At 53.0% G+C, this 17922-nt stretch carries 10 protein-coding genes and 3 tRNA genes; 7 read left to right on the forward strand and 6 right to left on the reverse strand.

Annotated elements, in window-relative coordinates:
* The first annotated feature begins 3 nt into the window (after positions 1–3).
* Together DUT67_RS17195 and DUT67_RS17200 are read left to right on the forward strand one after the other, a co-directional pair.
* Entirely contained in the window at positions 4–696 is a 693-nt protein-coding gene (locus DUT67_RS17195; protein WP_113632052.1) for a TetR/AcrR family transcriptional regulator, read from the forward strand.
* A gap of 73 nt (positions 697–769) precedes the next feature.
* The gene (locus DUT67_RS17200; protein WP_113632053.1) at positions 770–1687 is read left to right on the forward strand and encodes a 4-hydroxy-tetrahydrodipicolinate synthase; all 918 of its coding nucleotides are present in this window, start codon (positions 770–772) and stop codon (positions 1685–1687) included.
* 95 nt (positions 1688–1782) lie between these two features.
* On the opposite strand, the gene mltA is transcribed toward DUT67_RS17200, so the two are convergent.
* Positions 1783–2913: a murein transglycosylase A gene (mltA, locus tag DUT67_RS17205; RefSeq protein ID WP_113632054.1), complete on the reverse strand. Its 1131-nt coding sequence runs from the start codon at positions 2911–2913 to the stop codon at positions 1783–1785.
* Between the two features lie 271 nt (positions 2914–3184).
* On the opposite strand from mltA, the gene DUT67_RS17210 reads away from it, so the two are divergent.
* From DUT67_RS17210 to DUT67_RS17220, 3 genes are all read left to right on the forward strand, one after another.
* Positions 3185–3261: transfer RNA gene (locus tag DUT67_RS17210), tRNA-Met, on the forward strand.
* Positions 3262–3309: 48 nt separating this feature from the next.
* Positions 3310–3386, forward strand: a tRNA-Met gene (locus DUT67_RS17215).
* A 47-nt stretch (positions 3387–3433) separates the two neighbouring features.
* Positions 3434–3510 (forward strand) — tRNA-Met (locus tag DUT67_RS17220).
* A gap of 178 nt (positions 3511–3688) precedes the next feature.
* Here the strand turns inward: DUT67_RS17220 and amiC are convergent.
* Complete coding sequence (gene amiC / locus DUT67_RS17225; protein ID WP_113627727.1) at positions 3689–4933, reverse strand: N-acetylmuramoyl-L-alanine amidase AmiC; 1245 nt, start codon at positions 4931–4933, stop codon at positions 3689–3691.
* A 503-nt stretch (positions 4934–5436) separates the two neighbouring features.
* On the opposite strand from amiC, the gene argA reads away from it, so the two are divergent.
* On the forward strand, positions 5437–6780 hold the full coding sequence (gene argA, locus DUT67_RS17230) for an amino-acid N-acetyltransferase (protein ID WP_169743488.1): 1344 nt from the start codon (positions 5437–5439) through the stop codon (positions 6778–6780).
* 64 nt (positions 6781–6844) lie between these two features.
* Here argA and DUT67_RS17235 read toward each other — a convergent pair whose 3' ends face one another.
* The gene (locus tag DUT67_RS17235; RefSeq protein WP_113627663.1) at positions 6845–8041 is read right to left on the reverse strand and encodes an L-talarate/galactarate dehydratase; all 1197 of its coding nucleotides are present in this window, start codon (positions 8039–8041) and stop codon (positions 6845–6847) included.
* A gap of 324 nt (positions 8042–8365) precedes the next feature.
* Here DUT67_RS17235 and DUT67_RS17240 point away from each other — a divergent pair, with 324 nt between their 5' ends.
* Complete coding sequence (locus DUT67_RS17240; protein ID WP_113627664.1) at positions 8366–9388, forward strand: LacI family DNA-binding transcriptional regulator; 1023 nt, start codon at positions 8366–8368, stop codon at positions 9386–9388.
* A gap of 84 nt (positions 9389–9472) precedes the next feature.
* Here the strand turns inward: DUT67_RS17240 and recD are convergent, their stop codons facing one another.
* Genes recD through ptrA form a run of 3 tightly spaced genes read right to left on the reverse strand, consistent with a single transcriptional unit; the run spans position 9473 to position 17912 of the window.
* Complete coding sequence (recD, locus tag DUT67_RS17245) at positions 9473–11344, reverse strand: exodeoxyribonuclease V subunit alpha (protein WP_113627665.1); 1872 nt, start codon at positions 11342–11344, stop codon at positions 9473–9475.
* Complete coding sequence (recB, locus tag DUT67_RS17250; RefSeq protein ID WP_113632055.1) at positions 11341–14967, reverse strand: exodeoxyribonuclease V subunit beta; 3627 nt, start codon at positions 14965–14967, stop codon at positions 11341–11343. Before recB ends, recD begins: the two co-directional genes overlap by 4 nt.
* Positions 14964–17912 carry a pitrilysin gene (gene ptrA / locus DUT67_RS17255; protein ID WP_113632056.1) on the reverse strand — a complete coding sequence of 983 codons (2949 nt, stop codon included), beginning with the start codon at positions 17910–17912 and terminating at the stop codon, positions 14964–14966. The genes recB and ptrA overlap by 4 nt, the downstream gene beginning before the upstream one ends.
* Between the last annotated feature and the right edge of the window lie 10 nt (positions 17913–17922).

Genomic DNA, 17922 nt, shown 5'->3' on the forward strand with positions numbered 1-17922 from the left:
ATCATGATGGAGTTATTGAAAACTAAAGCGCAAAGCAAAGAAAAAGAGGCAGACATTAAACAGCGCATCCTGCGTGAGGCCATCACGATCTTCGCCAGCAAAGGAAGTGAACTCACGACGATTCGTGAAATTACCGAAGCCACCAACGTGAATGTGGCGTCAGTGAATTATTACTTTGGCTCGAAAGAAGGATTGCTGCGTGCCGTTCTGGACCATGTTCTTGGCCCGTTAAATGACGAAAGAACGCGTCTGCTGGATGAGGTGGAAAAAGCCAATCAGGGTGGTGTTCTGCCCGTTGCCGCGCTGCTGGATGCACTATTGCGCCCGCTGGTTAAAACGGCCCGCACGCCCGATGGCGGACGTATTGTCGTTCGACTATTACAGCACCTACGCGCGACGCCGGGTCTGGAAGTCACCGCCCTGCTTTCGGCGCAGTTCGATCAGGTCGCCCACCGTTTTATCGATGCCTTTACACATGCGCTGCCAGCGTTATCGCGCGCAGAGGTGATCTGGCGCTATGAATTTGCCCGTGGTGCTGCCATGCACGTATTAACCGACGCCGATCCGCGTTCTGGTCGTCTGGCGTTGCTCTCCAAAGGGCTATGTGACAACCGCGATGACGATCGCGTGCTGTCGCATCTATTACGTTTTGTCGAGGCAGGCTTTATCGCCGCACCACTGACTGAGGCCTCATAAATACACACTTATCGCGAGCAGTAGTTCCGATCTTTATTTATCCGTAATACGCATACGCCAACAGGAAACAAACATGAGCAGAGAAAAAATTGAAGGGTCATTTGTTGCCCTCATCACACCTTTTAATGACGATGGTAGCGTGGATTTCGGCGCATTTGAGGCGTTATTAAAATTCCAGGAAGACAACGGCACGGCCGCCGTTTTGATTATGGGATCAACGGGGGAAGTTTCCATGCTGTCCCCCGACGAGAGAAAAGCGATCATCCGCCGTACCGCACAATACAGCACCAGTAAAATGAAGCTGTTCTACGGCTGCACCGGTAACAATACCGATACCACCATTGACTATGTTCGCTATGCGCATGACAGCGGCGCCGACGGTGCCATTATCGCCGCACCGGCTTATATCTGCGCCAGCGAAAGCGATATCGAAAGCTACTTTCTGGAAATTGCAGACGCGACCGATTTGCCACTAGGGATCTATAACAACCCACCACGCGTGAAAACGGATCTGCACTGGACGTCGCTGCTGCGTATTTTCAAACACCCGAACTACGTTATTCATAAAGAGTCCACGACTCGCGTGGGTCAGGTCGCACAAGTTCTGGCGGGGAATCCTGATGTTTCGGTGATGTGCTGCGACTCGCCCAATCTGGGTTTAGTGGTACCAACAATGTCGTTGGGAGGCCATGGAACAGCCAACATGACAGGCAATATTGCGCCAGCAGAACTGGCCGAAATTTCTCGCCCGTGGAAAAACGGCGAGGATGCAGAACGTTTCCGTAAAGCCTATCAGCATTTGCTGCCGCTGCTGCATTACACCTATTCGGCAATCAACCCGGTGGCGGTGAAATCATTGATGAAGGCGGTAGGTTTACCGGCAGGCAGCCTGCGCCGTCCACTGAGAGGATTACAGGGCGAAGCGTTGGATTCCGGCGTTCGCATCGTGAACGAATTAGGACTGAGCAGCAAATACGGCTTTAAAAGCTGATTATCTTCTCGGGATTAGCGTGTAGTACGCGAGGATTTACTCTCAGAAGTGGCGTAAATAAGAGCCACTTCTGAGATATCAAACGAAAGGAATAGCTACTGCGGATTACTGACTAACAGCGAGTCTGAGCCGTTCGCCGTACTGCTTTGTCCGTTCTTCAACACCCAGACTCGTCCATAGTGATTATAAAAACCCGCCGAGTGCCCTGCATCTGGCCCAATGCCCTGATACATATCGAAGTGTTGGCCTTTAATTGCCCCACCGACATCCAGCGCAATCATTAGCCGCATCTCATACTTGCCAGTGAATTTGCCAACGTTATCCAATAGCGGCACTTCCATTAACAGGGCAGTCCCTGCTGGAATCAGCGAGCGGTCAGAGGCGACGGAAGCTTTCGCCACCAGCGGCACGGCGCTAGCCCCTTTCACAGGCGCAGACATCATCGGCTTAAAGAAGACAAAAGAAGGATTCTGTTCAAACAGTTCACGCACTTCATATTCGGTGTGCTCCTCCGCCCATTTGCGAATCGCCTGCATGGACATATCCTCACGCGCCACTTCACCACGATCGATCAGCACTTTGCCAATACTGCGGTAGGCATGACCATTTTTGCCTGCGTAGCCAAAGAACGTCAGCGGGCGTCCATCGCCAAAATCAATATAGGCGCTGCCCTGCACTTCCATCATGAAGTTATCAACCAGCGAGTTGGTCCAGGCGAGAACCAGTCGCTCATCCAACGCGCCTGAATAAATTCCGGCACGATCCGGTAGACGGCGGTTATTTTTACCCTTTGACGGCATGGCATATAAAGGATGGCGGAATTCCCCCTGACGGGTATGCCGCGCCTGCAATACTGGCGTGTAGTAACCCGTGAACTGCACGTTACCAAAGTTATCAACACCTTCCATCTGCCAGGCGTTCAGACCAAATTTGCTCAGTTCGCGGGTATCCGCCCCTGACATCATCCAGTTTTCAATCGCCTGAAAAATCGTATTATTGCGCGTATAGAGATTCGGTGACGCGGACCGAATTTCCGAAACCTGAGTGATGAAATCCCGCGCGTTGACAGGCTTTCCTTTGGCATTAGGCTCATTCACCAATTCCAGAGGCTGGTTGAGGTGACCATCTTTATATTGCTGCCCGCGATCGGTTGGCCTGGATTGGCACCCCGCCAGAATGGCAATGACCACTGCGGTCAGCACATATTTTCCCCACCGTCCCTTCATCTTTTGCGCTCGCTTTTTACATCAAAAATTTACCGTCGAACGATAACAAACGCCTATCGAGAAAGGAATGGGACAGCGCATAAATCAATGAGGTAAGGAAGAACGGTTCGGTACGCGGTATCGCAAGAAGCCATTTTCGGTAAATCACCCCCATTACGTTCACAAAACAATCCATCCGGCGGTAAATCAATCACCTAACAGCCAAATACAGCGTTTTTTACAGAAATAGGTTGCATCAATGTTCGCGGAGAGTATAGTGCGCATCCACGGACGCGGGATGGAGCAGCCTGGTAGCTCGTCGGGCTCATAACCCGAAGGTCGTCGGTTCAAATCCGGCTCCCGCAACCAATTGATGTGAGTCGTCCATCAAAAGCAGTAAAGATAAGTCAGTACGGACGCGGGATGGAGCAGCCTGGTAGCTCGTCGGGCTCATAACCCGAAGGTCGTCGGTTCAAATCCGGCTCCCGCAACCAATTGATGTGAATCGTCCATCAAAGCAGTGAAGATTAGTTATTACGGACGCGGGATGGAGCAGCCTGGTAGCTCGTCGGGCTCATAACCCGAAGGTCGTCGGTTCAAATCCGGCTCCCGCAACCAACTAAAACTATCTTTTAAGAAGTAAACGATAAAGCACCTTAACGGGTGCTTTTTTGTTTTTTGTGCCACATGTTTTCTACGCATGCCCTACTTCTACACTCGTCTACGACATATTTCCTTTAAACCGCGCCGACAAGACGCGGTTACTGCGTAATATTGACGCTACTCACCACACCCACTACCGCTCCGCCTGACTAGCGAAGTAGGCTTTAATCCCTGCGAAAATGGATTCGGCAATTTGCTGCTGGAAATGACTGGTACGCAGCTTACGTTCTTCTTCCAGATTACTGATAAATGCCGTCTCAACCAGAACAGAAGGGATATCCGGGGCTTTCAGTACTGCAAATCCGGCCTGATCAACACTGTTTTTGTGCAGACGGTTCACCTTGCCCAGCCGAGTCAGGATCTCTTTACCAAACGTTAAGCTGTCGCCAATCGTCACGGTCTGCACCAGATCGAACATGGTATGATCCAAATAGCGATCACCGCTCATACTCACCCCACCGATCAAATCCGATTCATTCTGCGTCTCAGCCAAAAATTTAGCAGCGGTGCTGGTTGCCCCTTTCTTCGAGAGTGCAAAAACCGACGATCCCCTGGCAGCTCGATTGGTAAAGGCATCCGCATGAATCGAAATGAACAGATCGGCACGCTGCTTGCGCGCTTTCGCCACCCGTACACGCAGCGGAATGAATACATCTTCATTGCGCGTCATATACGCTTTCATATTGGATTCATTATCGATCAGCTTGCGCAAGCGGCGGGCGATTTGCAGCACGATGTCTTTTTCGCGCGTTTTATTCTTGCCAATCGCGCCAGGATCCTCACCACCGTGACCGGGATCGAGCATAATAATCAGTGGGCGATCTCGCCCGGCCTTCCCCGCTTTCGGCGCTTCCGCTGGCAGCGTGCGTTCTAAATCGCCTTTGTTGTAATCCTCCAGCAGCGCCAGCAGTGGATCGTCTTCGTTGTCGTAGCGCCCTGCGGCAGGGTACAAATCCAGCACCAGCCGGTGTTTGAATTCAGCCACTGGCCCCAGCGTAAAGACTTTGGTCGTTGCCTGCTGTTTGAGTTCCAACACAAAACGCACCGTACTTTTATCAAACTGCCCGATGCGCGCTTCTTTAATCAGCGGATCGTTATCCTGCTGAAACTGGCTGGCTATTTCCTTCAGTACCTTGTTCAGATGAACATTTTCGATATCCACCACGATGCGTTCAGGATTACTGAGGCTAAACTGTTTATATTTCAGCGAATGATTGGATTCCAACGTGACGCGGGTATAGGCGGAAGACGGCCAAACACGCACGGCGATAACCTGTGCCGTCGCAGCCAAACCCACACCACTTACGCTTAATAGCCAGGTTGCTGCTGCGCTTTGTAATAGACGCCGTCGAGTCAGATGATGATTCGAATAAGACATGCCGCTCCGATCTAATTGCTGTGCGCTATCCTGCATTGTCGTGTTACCACTGCGCGGATATGCCATCAAAAAATGAATAAAGGTAAAAATTGTCAAAAACTTTAACGAATCTGCTCCGCCCTGTCATGCAAAAATCCTGTGCATGCCCGTCATACTTCAAGCTGCATGTGCGTTGGCTTCCCTTAAATACTCGGCCCGTCGTGGGCCTCGCCCTGAAGGGCCGCTGCAAGCAGCGTTCAAATCTGCTCCCGACAGATTTGTCACCCCACTTACTTATGTAAGCTCCCGGGGACTCGCGCGGTTGCCGCGTTACGAGGCTCAGAAATGAGCCCCGCCCTAACGGGCCAACGCTTTGCGTTGTTCAAAACGCCAACGTTTTGTCCTGCAACTCGAATTATTTAGGGCATGGTGACGATATGAAACAAAACTCTCGTTTTTCTGGTTAATACTTCCTCTTGCGTTTTACGCTATAAAGAATAAAAATACAGAAATTACGAATAAAAATGCAAAGAGGGCTCACAGTGAAGGAACGTAGTACAGAGCTGGTTCAGGGCTTCCGCCATTCAGTTCCCTATATCAATGCCCACCGTGGCAAAACGTTTGTCATCATGTTAGGTGGCGAGGCCATTGAACATGCCAACTTCTCTAGCATCGTAAATGATATTGGGCTGTTACACAGTCTGGGGATCAAGCTGGTCGTCGTTTATGGTGCCCGTCCCCAGATCGATGCCAACCTGACAACGCACCACTACGAGCCCCACTATCATAAAAATACCCGTATCACCGACAGCGCCACGCTGGAACTGGTTAAACAGGCGGCGGGTATGCTGCAACTGGACATCACCGCTCGGCTGTCGATGAGCCTGAACAACACACCGCTGCAAGGTGCCCATATTAATGTCGTCAGCGGTAATTTTATTATCGCGCAGCCACTTGGCGTTGATGACGGTGTGGACTACTGCCACAGTGGCCGTATTCGCCGTATTGATGAAGAAGCGGTTCACCGCCAGTTGAATAGCGGCGCGATTGTGCTGCTTGGCCCAGTTGCTGTTTCAGTCACTGGCGAAAGTTTCAATTTAACCTCAGAAGAGGTTGCAACTCAGCTCGCCATTAAGCTGAAAGCAGAGAAGATGATCGGCTTCTGCTCGTCACAGGGTGTGACCAATGAAGAGGGCCGCATCATCTCCGAGCTGTTCCCGGACGATGCGCAGCAGCGTATTGATGTACTGGAACAGGCTGGCGATTACCATTCTGGTACGGTCAGATTCCTGCGCGGTGCAGTCAAAGCCTGTCGTAGCGGCGTGCGCCGTAGCCACCTGATCAGCTATCAGGACGACGGCGCGCTGTTGCAGGAACTGTTCTCACGCGATGGAATCGGTACGCAGATCGTGATGGAAAGCGCCGAGCAGGTTCGCCGTGCGACCATCAATGACATCGGCGGTATTCTGGAATTGATCCGTCCGCTGGAAGAACAAGGCATTCTGGTTAGACGCTCGCGTGAACAGCTGGAAATGGAGATCGACAAATTCACCGTCGTGGTACGTGATAACCTGACCATCGCCTGTGCCGCGCTTTATCCGTTCCCGGAAGAAAGCATCGGTGAAATGGCCTGCGTCGCGGTTCACCCGGATTACCGCAGTTCATCACGTGGCGATATGCTGTTAATGCGCGTTGCCGCTCAGGCGCGCCAGCAGGGTCTACAAAAGCTGTTCGTGCTGACCACACACAGCATCCACTGGTTTCAGGAGCGCGGCTTTTTACCCGCCGAAGTGGAAATGCTGCCGAAGAAAAAACAGGCGCTGTACAACTATCAGCGTCGCTCGAAGATTCTGGTGCTGGACCTCTGAATTATTCCATTCAATAAAGCTTCTCGTGGCCGATAGTAAAATCGGCCACGATGATTTCATCGGTTTAGGGCTGCTTGCCAAACTCACAGCTCAGCGTCGTCCACTTCCTTGCCTGTTCACTCAGCGTAAACCCTAACCCCAGACGATCGGACACCCACATGCGCCCATCGCGCAACTCTAGCTGCTCGTTGAAGAGCGGGTTCAGCCATTCGAAATGTTCCAGCCAGGGTTCAATCGGATAGGCCGCAGCCAGGTGCAAATGCACTTCCATCGCAAAGTGTGGCGCCAGCTTACGCCCATGTTTTGCCGCCAGATCCATGATTTTCAGGAAAGGAGAAATCCCACCCACACGCGGCGCATCAGGCTGAACAAAATCACTGGCATTACCAAGAATCAGCTGTTCGTGCTCGCGGAAACTGGTCAACATCTCACCCGTGGCAATCGGCGTATCCAGCGCTGCCGTCAGCGCCGCATGACCTTCTACATCGTAAGCATCCAGCGGCTCTTCAATCCAGACCAGATTAAAGGCTTCCATCTTTCTGCCCATCCGAATCGCCGTTTCGCGATCCCACTGCTGATTAGCATCCACCATCAGCGGGAAATCGTCTCCTAACGCTTCGCGTACCGCGGTGAGACGACGGATATCCTCCGCCGTATTCGGCTGGCCAACTTTCAGTTTGATCCCACCGATACCGCTTGCGCGGGAGATCACGACATTTTTTAATACCTGATCCAACGGCGTATGCAGGAAGCCACCGGAGGTGTTGTAGCACTGAACGGAATCACGGTGTGAACCCAACAGCTTCGACAAAGGCAAACCTGCACGCTTAGCTTTCATGTCCCACAGTGCAATGTCGAGCGGAGAAATAGCCTGCACCGCCATTCCGCTGCGGCCAACCGATGCCCCAGCCCACAGCAGTTTGGTATAGATCTTATCGATATCGTTCGGATCTTCGCCTAGCAGGTTATCCGCAATCTCTTTCGCATGAGCATAGATGCCTTGTCCACCCGCCCGCTTGGAGTAGCTGAACCCCACCCCTTCAAATCCATCACGACTGCGAATTTCGGCAAAAATAATCGCCACTTCAGTCAGCGGCTTTTGCCTGCCTGTCAGCACTTTCGCATCGCTAACCGGCGTTGCCAGCGGCAAAAATGCCAGAGAGAGTTTTACCCATTCGATTCGATCGCCTGACTCGGCAGCCGTTCTGACGTTCGTGACTTTTGCATAGCTAACCGCCGCTGAATTTGCACTGATGGTCATATCTCACCTCGTAAAATGATTGCGCTAACATTTATTAACCAAAAGGAAGATAGCGATAAATGAAGAAAAAACATGCAATATAGATCACAAATTAATCATTAAAATGCCCATTACATATCTCAAACAACCAAATAATGATTGCGCAATCACCACAAAAAGTAAGAGGATAAAACGAAAATACGAAGCGGGAAGTTCAATTGCCAACGCGAAAAAACGAGAAATTCGGCAGTTTGCTAAAAACACGGGTGACTGGAAAATCGATGTACCATCAACGATAATCCCACAACATGTGAATGTGCGCGCAGCTCAAAAGGGAACCTGTGATTGAAACGCGATAAGAACGCCAGCAGCACTCCGCCTCGCGCCCCCACGCTTGAAGATGTGGCTCGCGCCGCAGGCATTTCACCCATGACCGTCAGCCGCGCCCTGAACAACCCGAAAATTGTTCGTGTGGAAACCGTGAACAAGGTGATAGAAGCCGTCCGTGCCACGGGCTACATCCCCAATATGTTAGCAGGCGGACTGGCTTCCAGACGCAGCAAGCTCATTGCCGTTGTTGTGCCACAAATCAATAACAGCATGTTTGTTGATACCGTTCAGGCGATCAGCGATGAGCTGGCCGCGCGCGGTTATCACATGCTGTTATGCGTCGCTGGCTATACCAATGAATCCGAGGCGGATATTGTCGCCACTCTGCTTTCGCGCCGCCCGGACGGCATCGTCCTCACCGGTATTCACCACACGCCCGAACTCAAGCGACTCCTCCTCAACGCCGCCATCCCCGTCGTTGAAATCTGGGATCTGACTCCGACGCCGCTCGATATGCTGGTCGGTTTTTCCCATGAAAATATCGGGAATGCGATTGGGCAGTATTTGATCGGTAAGGGACATTCGCGCTTCGGTCTTGTCTGGACGGAAGATGCACGCGCCGGACTGCGCAAGAAAGGCATTTACGACATAATACAGCAACAATCGGGGAACTACGTGCGTGAAGCCATCGCCCCCTGGCCCGCGACGCTGGCATTAGGGCGTCAGGGGTTGAGCGAACTTCTCGCCGATGGCGAGGCTTTTGATGCCATTATTTGCAGCTCCGATACGCTGGCGCAGGGTGTGATTATCGAAGCCACCGCCAGAGGATTAGCGGTGCCGAAGCAACTGGCAGTGATGGGATTTGGCGATCTTGATTTCGCCGCACACAACACGCCAAGTATTACCACAGTCAAGGTCGATCGCTGGAAGATCGGCACTGATGCCGCAGCAATGTTAGCGGAAAAGATTGAGGGGAAAAACGTGCCCTCCCTCGTCATGGATATCGGCTTTTCACTCATTGAGCGCGAGTCCGCCTGACGTTATCCCCGAAATACTTCAAGCAGCATGTCCGTGCTGAATGTGCGTTGTCCAAAACGGTAACGCCTTGCCTTTCAAATCGAATTATTTAGGCAACGGCGTTCCATTAATGAACGCGCTAATTCTCTCTTCCAACCCGCTATAGCGCTGCGTTGGCGTTTTCACCGCCCGACAGAGAATTCGGACATCGGTATAGAGTGACAGGCGCTGGCGCGCACGCGTGATAGCGGTATATACCAACTCCCGCGTCAGCACCGGCAAATAGTGGTTCGGCAGTACCAACGCTGTATGATCGAACTCCGATCCCTGCGATTTATGTACCGTCATCGCATAAGCCGTTTCATGCGGCGGCAGACGGCTTGGCGTAACATCTTTGGTTTCGCCATTCGGCAAGGGGAAAAACACGCGCAGTTCCCCGTTTTCCCCCATCATAGCGATACCAATATCGCCATTGAACAGACCCAATGCGGCATCATTACGTCCAATCATCACTGGTCGACCGGGATACCAACGGTTAAGCGGGTTGCGACTGCGCTGAATCAGCCCAGACTGATGCAAAGCCTGCTCGATGCGCTGATTGAGTCCCGCTACGCCAAACGGCCCTTCGCGCAACGCACACAGTTGGCGATAACGCTGGAAAGCATGCAGCACAGCATCCGATGTCGCTCCCGCTGCAATAAGATCGAGATAATTACGATACCCTTCAACGCACTGTGCCAGCATCGCCTGATACTCTTCAGCCTCGGCTAACGGGCTACAGGTGATATCGGCAAACTCGCCGTTCAGCACCGCACGCACGCGGGCATCATCGCCGCCGTTCACCGCCAGCGCCAGTTGCCCAATACCGGAATGTGGATCAAAGCGATAGCTCCGACGTAACAGGCAAATACTGTCACTGACCGTTGTCTGCACTTCGGGGCCGCTCTCATCCAGTGCGCAGCCCGTTAACCGCTGCAACTGCTGCGCCCGCGCACGGCTATAGCCAGCCTCAGCAAAACGACAGATGTCACCTAACACCGCCCCCGCCTCGACGGACGCCAGCTGATCGCGATCGCCCAGAAAGATAATTCTGGCCTGTACCGGAAGCGCGGCGATCACATTCGCCATCATCGGCAAATCAACCATCGAAGCCTCATCCACAATCAGCACATCCAGATGCAACGGATTTCCCTGATGGTGACGCAGTCTCTGGCTATCCGTCACTGCGCCTAAAAGGCGATGCAGCGTCGTCGCTTCCTTCGGAAACGCATCTCGCTGTCGTTGATCCACCGCCAGACGGTGCAATGCCAACCCCAGCGATTCCGTTAGCCGCGCGGCTGCCTTTCCGGTAGGCGCAGCTAATTGAATACGTAACGCCTCCCCTGTATTCAGCTCAATCAGCGCCGCCAACAGCTTAGCAACCGTCGTCGTTTTCCCCGTCCCCGGTCCACCGGAAATAACCGCAATACGGCGCGTCAGGGCAACAGCGGCGGCCACTTTTTGCCAATCAATCTCTTCGCCCGTATCAGGAAACAGCCGATCCAGCACCGCCCGAATCGCAGGTTCATCGACCGACACCGTTTCACGCTCGCTGGCGATAAACTGCGCCACGCGCCCTTCACTCTGCCAGCTACGCTGTAAATAAAGTTTTTCGCCTTGCAGCACCAGAGGCGTAGGTTTGCTACCGTCGCTTACGGCATCGGACGCCAGCAAACGTTGCTGCCAGACAGCAACCGTGTTGATCCCTGACTCGGTGATCAACTGTTGCGCCAGTTCAGGTTCACGACCGTCAAATAGCGTCTGCGCCTGCAAGTTCTTCAACGGTAGACACACGTGCCCCGCGCCCGAATGTGCACTCAGGCAGGCGGCCGCCAACAGCAGTTCAGGCTGCGTATCATCTGCCAACATTCTGGCAAACTGGATATCCAGAGCGCGCAGTAACCGCTGGGCCTGCGCCATTTCAAGCAAGGCAATCATGACGAAACTCCTGTGTCAGCATCATCAGGTGCCTTTCCCCCAAACACATCATCGTTGAACACGTCACCGTTGAAAAAATCGCCTTCGAACAACGCATCAAGCCCGAAAACAAATTCAGCAGAAGGACGAAAAGCAAAGATGCCATTACCGGGATGAGAATCCTCGACGCCGCGTAAAAACAGATAAAACACGCCACCAAAGTGGCGCTCATAGTCATAATCCGCAATGCGATGACGCAGATAGCGATGCAGAGCCAACGTGTAAAGCTGATATTGCAAGTCATAGCGGTGCTCGGCCATCGACTGAGCCATGGCAGTCTGGGTGTAGGCACTGGCATCAGGACCAAGCCAGTTGGATTTATAGTCCAGCAGGTAGTAACGTCCTTCCCAGCGAAAGACCAGATCGATAAACCCTTTCAGCATGCCTTTAACCTGCTGAAAAGAGAGCGCCGGACACTGTGCGGATAGCGGGTCGTAGTGCTTTGCCAACCGATCAAGCTGCGCTGCCTGTATCGGTGCCTTAATCGGTATATAGAACTGTAGTTCAGCCTGCTTATCCGAATTATCCAGCGCCGATAGCGTAATTCCTTGCTCGTTAAGCGGCGTATTCAAAAGCGTATCCATCCACGCCTTCAACACCGGGTGCCAGTGCGCTTCAAACCCCTGAAGCTGCAACTGTTCAGCCAGCCAGTCATCATCAACAGGTTGGGTAAAATCCAGCGTTTCAAACAGGCTATGCAAAAACGTCCCCGGACTCGCGCCGCGCGGGAACGTATGCGGCGTCAATTGGGTTTCCCCTACTTCCTGACGTTCACCTATCGCTTCAATGTCCAGACGCGGCACCAGATCCTGCGCGTTTGCTGAACCGTGTTGCTGAAGCCCCGAATAGCTGGTCACTCGCCAGCCGTCGCGTAGTTGGCGCTCAATATGACGAGCCTGCAATTCTGCCAATTCGGGTTGATCCGGTTGCCAGCGCTGCGCTTCCGTTGTCTGTAACGGAGTCAATGCAACACCGTCGCCCACCATTTCCTTAAGCTCGCTGACCAAGGTGGCAACATCCGCCTCTTGACCCCGCTGGAGCAAATAGCCCAGCGCACTGTGGTGCATATCACTGCTGCCATCTTTCTTACGCGACCGCTGAACGGGCGCGACGCCAACGCTACAGTGGTAGATAGAACGGGTTAGTGCGACATACAGCAAACGTAAATCTTCTGCTAACCGCTCTTCTTCCGCCAACGTCTGGCTTTCTTCATTATTTTGCAGATCTAACACAGCCTGATAGCTATCGCGATCGTGATAAATTCCCTGATCCTGCACGCGGAAATTGCTGATGAAAGGTAGCCACACCAGTGGATACTCCAGCCCTTTCGATTTATGGATCGTCACGATCTGCACCAGATGGCGGTCGCTTTCCAGACGCAGCTGTTGGTTTTCTGCCTGCGGATTAGGCTGGACAATCTGTTGTGATAGCCAGCGCACCAGTGCGTGTTCACTGTCGAGCGTTGCCGAGGCATCCTGCAATAATTCACCGATATGCAAAATATCGGTAATACGGCGTTCTCCCTCTGCGCTCGCCAGCAGGTTCTCCGCCAGTTGATGGTGGCTCATCAGCGCACGCAGCATTGGCAATACACCACGTTGACGCCACAGCGCATGGTAGCCAGCAAACTCATCCACCAGCGCATCCCACGCGGTTTCGCTTTGCCCTAAGGCATCAACCTGTTCGGCATCCAGCCCCATTAGAACCGTCGCCATGGCGCTGCGTAACGTGCGCTCCTGCTCGGGTGCCAACACCGCCTGCAGTAGCCACAACATATCGCTGGCTTCAGGCGTAGTGAACACGCTATCGCGATTGGACAGGTACACCGAGGGAATGGACAAACGGCTCAGCGCATCGCGAATCAGCGACGCTTCACGTCGGCTACGCACCAGTACGCTCATGTCAGAGGCTTTGACCAAACGCCGGGAATCATCGGTTACCAACCAGGCCTCATTGCGCTGGCTGGCCGCCAGCCAGTCGCGAATCTGTGCCGCACACTGGCGCGCCATCTGCTGCTGATAATCCCCGACGCCAATCGGTTCTTCACCCGTTAGCCAGAATTGCAGCGCAGGCTGAGGCTGTCCGGCGATGTCAAACACCAAACCGCGCTTAGATTCCGCAGGATTGACCGGTAAAAAAGGGATGTTGTGAAAAATAAAAGGGTGCTCAATACGTTCAAAAAGACGATTAACACCGCGCACCATCTGGTGCGACGAACGCCAGTTCGTGCCCAGCGTATAATGTGCGGCCACTTCTCCACGCGCGTGCATGTAAGTAAAAATATCCGCACCGCGAAATGCATAAATAGCCTGCTTAGGGTCACCGATCAGCAATAGCCCACACTGCGGCTGACCGACATAAAGCGTGCGAAAAATACGATATTGTTGGGGATCGGTATCCTGAAACTCATCGATCATTGCCACCGGATAACGCTCACGAATGGCGCTGGCAAGTTGCTCCCCACTCGGCTGTTGCAATGCGTCATCCAGACGGCTCAGCAGATCGTCAAACCCCAGTTCCGCACGCTGCCGTTTTTCTTCACGCACAGAATCTCGGATTGCCGACAGCGCACGTACAATGACCAAATCACGCAGCGATAGTGGCGTTTCCAGCAGTCGCTCTGTTACCTCAAAGATGGCATGAACGGGCGGTTCGCCTTTCTTCGTCTTCTCGATTAACGTTTGCTGGGCAAACCTCACCAGATCTTTCGGCAATTGATAATCCAACGTTGGCTGCTCGGCCCACAGTGTGACTTTCTGTAGCCAGTTGGGAAGATGCTTGCTGCTATAGCTGCGCTTATCAACGCCAGAAGCACTAATCAGCGCTTCCAAATCCGATGCTGACGCCAGCCAGCGTTGTTTGTAAGCATCGATGGTCGCCACGATTTTCTCATGTCGACTCAGCAACGTTTCGTCCTCTTCTGGCGGCAGGCGAAACGCAGGCGCTTCACCGTGCAGATAAGGCGCCAGATCGGCCAGCAAATTCTCCGGCCCTTTCCACTCCAGACCGACAATACGCGCAACTTCTACCGGCAGCGGATAACAATAACGACGCCAGAAATCGGCACAGGCCTGACGGCGCAACGGCTGTTCATCTTCTATCAGTACCTGTTCAAAAAGCACGCCGGATTCAAACGCATTGGTACTGAGCATACGTTGGCAGAAACCGTGGATCGTGTAGATCGCCGCTTCATCCATTTGCCGTTCAGCTGCCAGCAATACATCGGCGGCCTCACGATGATCTGAAATCTCCGCCAGCAGTTGTGCTAGCGAGGTATCCTTAGGTTCCTGCGCCGTGTCACCCTGCGCACTTTTACGCAGACAGGCGATGCGCAACGCGTGAATTCTGGCACGGATACGTTCGCGTAGCTCTTCGGTCGCGGCCTCCGTAAAGGTCACAACCAGAATTTCTTCGACCAGTAACGGCCGTGGATACGCGGCTTGCTTACCCAGCCCCAACAGCAGACGTAGATAGAGCGCAGCCAGCGTATAGGTTTTCCCCGTTCCAGCCGACGCCTCAATCAGCCGCTCTCCTAAGAGCGGCAACGTCATGACGTCTAATGATTGCGGCGCGGCATTTTTCATTCTGCTGAAACCTTACTGACAGCTTCCGATGCCGCTGGCTGTGCTACGGGTGCAGGGATCATCGTGGGTGCTTTCTCACGCGGTAACGTTTTCTGCAATGAAGACGCATCAGCATAGGTATGCCATCCTTTCGGTGCAGCATAGTCAGCTTTACCATGATGGCTACCAGAAACCTGCGACAGCACCGCCAGACCTTCAGGCTTCAGCGCCTGTTGGAAGAAATCCGCCAGTTGCTTCACCGTCAGCGGCTTGATTTGTTCGAGCAATTTCTCGCGCGAATCAAAAGCAAAGTTTTCCCGATCCAGATCGCGACGCAGTCGGCTGGCCTCTTCGCCCAATGTTTGCGGACGCTGGCTCAGTTCATTCATCACGCCTTGCTTATACTGCGCAAACTCTTCTTCACTCATCTCACGCAGTCGCTTTTGCGCTTTCAGGAAAAAGTCTTCATAGCGCTGATACAAATAAGCAGGTTGTTTGCTATTGCTTTGCAGCAGGAAGCCGATGCCCATCTGTCGGCCAACGGTCGTCGGGAAGGCAAACACCGCATAGCCCAACTGCTCTTCCGTTCTCAGTTGGCTATAGAACCAAGGCTGAACGATCTGCCCCAGTACTGAGCCATAGGCCATGCTTTCCGTTTCCGAATAACCAGTAGGTACATATACCGCCGCTAACGCAGAATCCGTACTGCTGCCCGGGCGCTGTAGGTTAGCAAGCTGAGGCTTACTGACTTTAACATCATCACTGCGCGACAGATTTTCGCCGTTAGCTTTCAGATGCGCTTTCAGCGTGTTCGCCAATTCGGTTACCCGCTCCGGCGCCAGGTTACCAACGACCAGCATTTCAGGTGTCGCGTTTTGCAGCAGATCGTTGCGGTAATTAACCACATCCTGTAAACGGATATCCTTCAACAGCTTACGGCGTTCGCCACGCTCAAAGTAAGGCAGTTGCGATACCGCCTGAATCGGCTGTAGCGCCTGTTCAAAGGCTTTTGATTTCTCGACTGCATCCAACTGCTGCAAGTACCAGGATTTAGCCTGCTCCAACTGCGCTTCCGTCGAGGTAAAGGAAGCATAGCCATCCGCCAACGTCAGTAGCAACCGTGGCAAATGTTGGGTATAGCCATCGGCACTAATCACCAGGCCATCATTGCTGCGGGTGGAGAAACTGATACCACCAATCGATGCCTGATAACTTAGTTCATCCAACGCCAGGCCAGCCAGATAATCGTTTAACGCAAACAGCACCTGATTACGTGCGGTACTGCGCGCTTCCTGATTACGGAGAAACAGCGTGATCTCTGCTTTCGGCTCATCGGCGAAATAGTGACTTGGCATGTACAGCACGCGCAACCCCGGCTGATTCAGCAGGAGCGTCGGTTTAGTCATCGCCTTATCTGCGTTGATCAGAGAGAAATCATCCGGAATGTAAGGGTTAATCGTCGGCAACGACAGAGACATTTTCTGACCCAGCGTTTTCCATTTTGCAAAGGTCGCAGACGGGATTTTATCCATCTCGTACGGCGCATCGACAAAATAGGCGACCTTATTATGCGGCTCATTCGGGCTGATGACCCAAACACGCGCATTCTGCGGTGTCATCTCATCCAGTCGTGCGGCGATAGCCTTCGGATCGTAGCGATCCGCGACATACTGTGCATCCAGCGTGTGCTCGACTGGCACGCGCAGCATGGTATCAACCAGCCATTCGATGTAATCCATATCTCGGCTAATGGACGGATAGCGGAAATCCAGATCCATAACATGTGCGATCTCATCAAAATAACGCTGCTGAATTCCCTCGGTACGGATTTGTTGCAGGTAACGGAATATAGCTGCAATCACTTCATCACGCTGCGCCAGACCTTTATCGGTCAGCGAGGCTGAAATAGCGAACATGCCGCCGTTGCGGTCGATTATCGGTGAAGAACCGGCACCAATAGACTCAACCAGTCCTTCCTTTTGCAGCCAGTCAGAGAGCGTATTCTGGCTACGGTTGCCGAGCAGATAGCTGATATAGGTATCCGTCTTGCTACGGAATTCCTGGCTAATATCGCTGACGCGAAACTCAATACGCAGCTGTTTTCTCGGCTGGGCAGGAACATAGTGAATCATTACGCCACGCTGCTTCTCCGTCGTTACGGGAACCGTAACCGCAGGAATGCTGGCGTTGTGGTTGGCAATACGCCCGAATGTGTCGACGGCGAGTTTCGCCATTTCAGGCAGAGGTTGATTGCTATAAATCACCCCTTTCATCAGGTTGGCTGAGTAGTATTGCTGGTAGAACTTCACCAGCTCATCATGCAGTTTGCTGCCGGGTTTATCGCTCAGGGTTTCAAGATTACCGCCTGAAAAACGTGCGCTTGGGTGCGCCGGATTCAATGTTTCCGCCCCTACCTGTGCCATGCGGTGACCGTCACGTGAACGCGCCATCGTCAATTCCGCGTTGACCGCATTACGCTCGCGATCGGCATTTACCGGGTCGAGCAGCGGTTCCGCGATAGCATCGGCCATCCGATCCACGGCAGGTCGCAACGCATCGTTTTCCACTTCCAGATAAAAGGCAGTGCGATAAGAGGCCGTGCTCGCATTGTGGCTACCACCGTGCTTTTTCAAAAACTCGGAAAGCGCCTCTGGTTCTGGGTAACGTTTCGAGCCCATCAGCACCATGTGTTCGAGGTAGTGCGCTAACCCGAGTTGGTTATTGGGATCGTCCAACGAGCCAATCGGCAGCGCCAGTGATGCCAGCGACTTGGGTGCCTGCGGATCGGAAACCAACAGAACCGTCATTCCGTTATCCAGTTTGATCGCCTGATATTGTCGCGGATCTTTTTCGCTTTTTCGAATCGTCTGAGCCAGCGGTTGCCAACCCGTTTCAGCCCAACTCGCCGGAAGCCAGAATGTGAATAAAAGAAACCACCCGGTAATCCAGACCCACTGTTTACGCATGCAATTCTCC

It is taken from the genome of Pectobacterium peruviense (assembly GCF_003312355.2).
Taxonomy (GTDB): Bacteria; Pseudomonadota; Gammaproteobacteria; order Enterobacterales; family Enterobacteriaceae; genus Pectobacterium; species Pectobacterium peruviense.

Bases quoted from the DNA above. Each gene is read 5' to 3' on its own strand.
- DUT67_RS17195 (WP_113632052.1), top strand. From the start codon at position 4: ATGATGGAGTTATTGAAAACTAAAGCGCAAAGCAAAGAAAAAGAGGCA.
- DUT67_RS17200 (WP_113632053.1), top strand. From the start codon at position 770: ATGAGCAGAGAAAAAATTGAAGGGTCATTTGTTGCCCTCATCACACCT.
- mltA (WP_113632054.1), bottom strand. From the start codon at position 2,913: ATGAAGGGACGGTGGGGAAAATATGTGCTGACCGCAGTGGTCATTGCC.
- amiC (WP_113627727.1), bottom strand. From the start codon at position 4,933: ATGTCTTATTCGAATCATCATCTGACTCGACGGCGTCTATTACAAAGC.
- argA (WP_169743488.1), top strand. From the start codon at position 5,437: ATGCAAAGAGGGCTCACAGTGAAGGAACGTAGTACAGAGCTGGTTCAG.
- DUT67_RS17235 (WP_113627663.1), bottom strand. From the start codon at position 8,041: ATGACCATCAGTGCAAATTCAGCGGCGGTTAGCTATGCAAAAGTCACG.
- recD (WP_113627665.1), bottom strand. From the start codon at position 11,344: ATGATTGCCTTGCTTGAAATGGCGCAGGCCCAGCGGTTACTGCGCGCT.
- recB (WP_113632055.1), bottom strand. From the start codon at position 14,967: ATGAAAAATGCCGCGCCGCAATCATTAGACGTCATGACGTTGCCGCTC.
- ptrA (WP_113632056.1), bottom strand. From the start codon at position 17,912: ATGCGTAAACAGTGGGTCTGGATTACCGGGTGGTTTCTTTTATTCACA.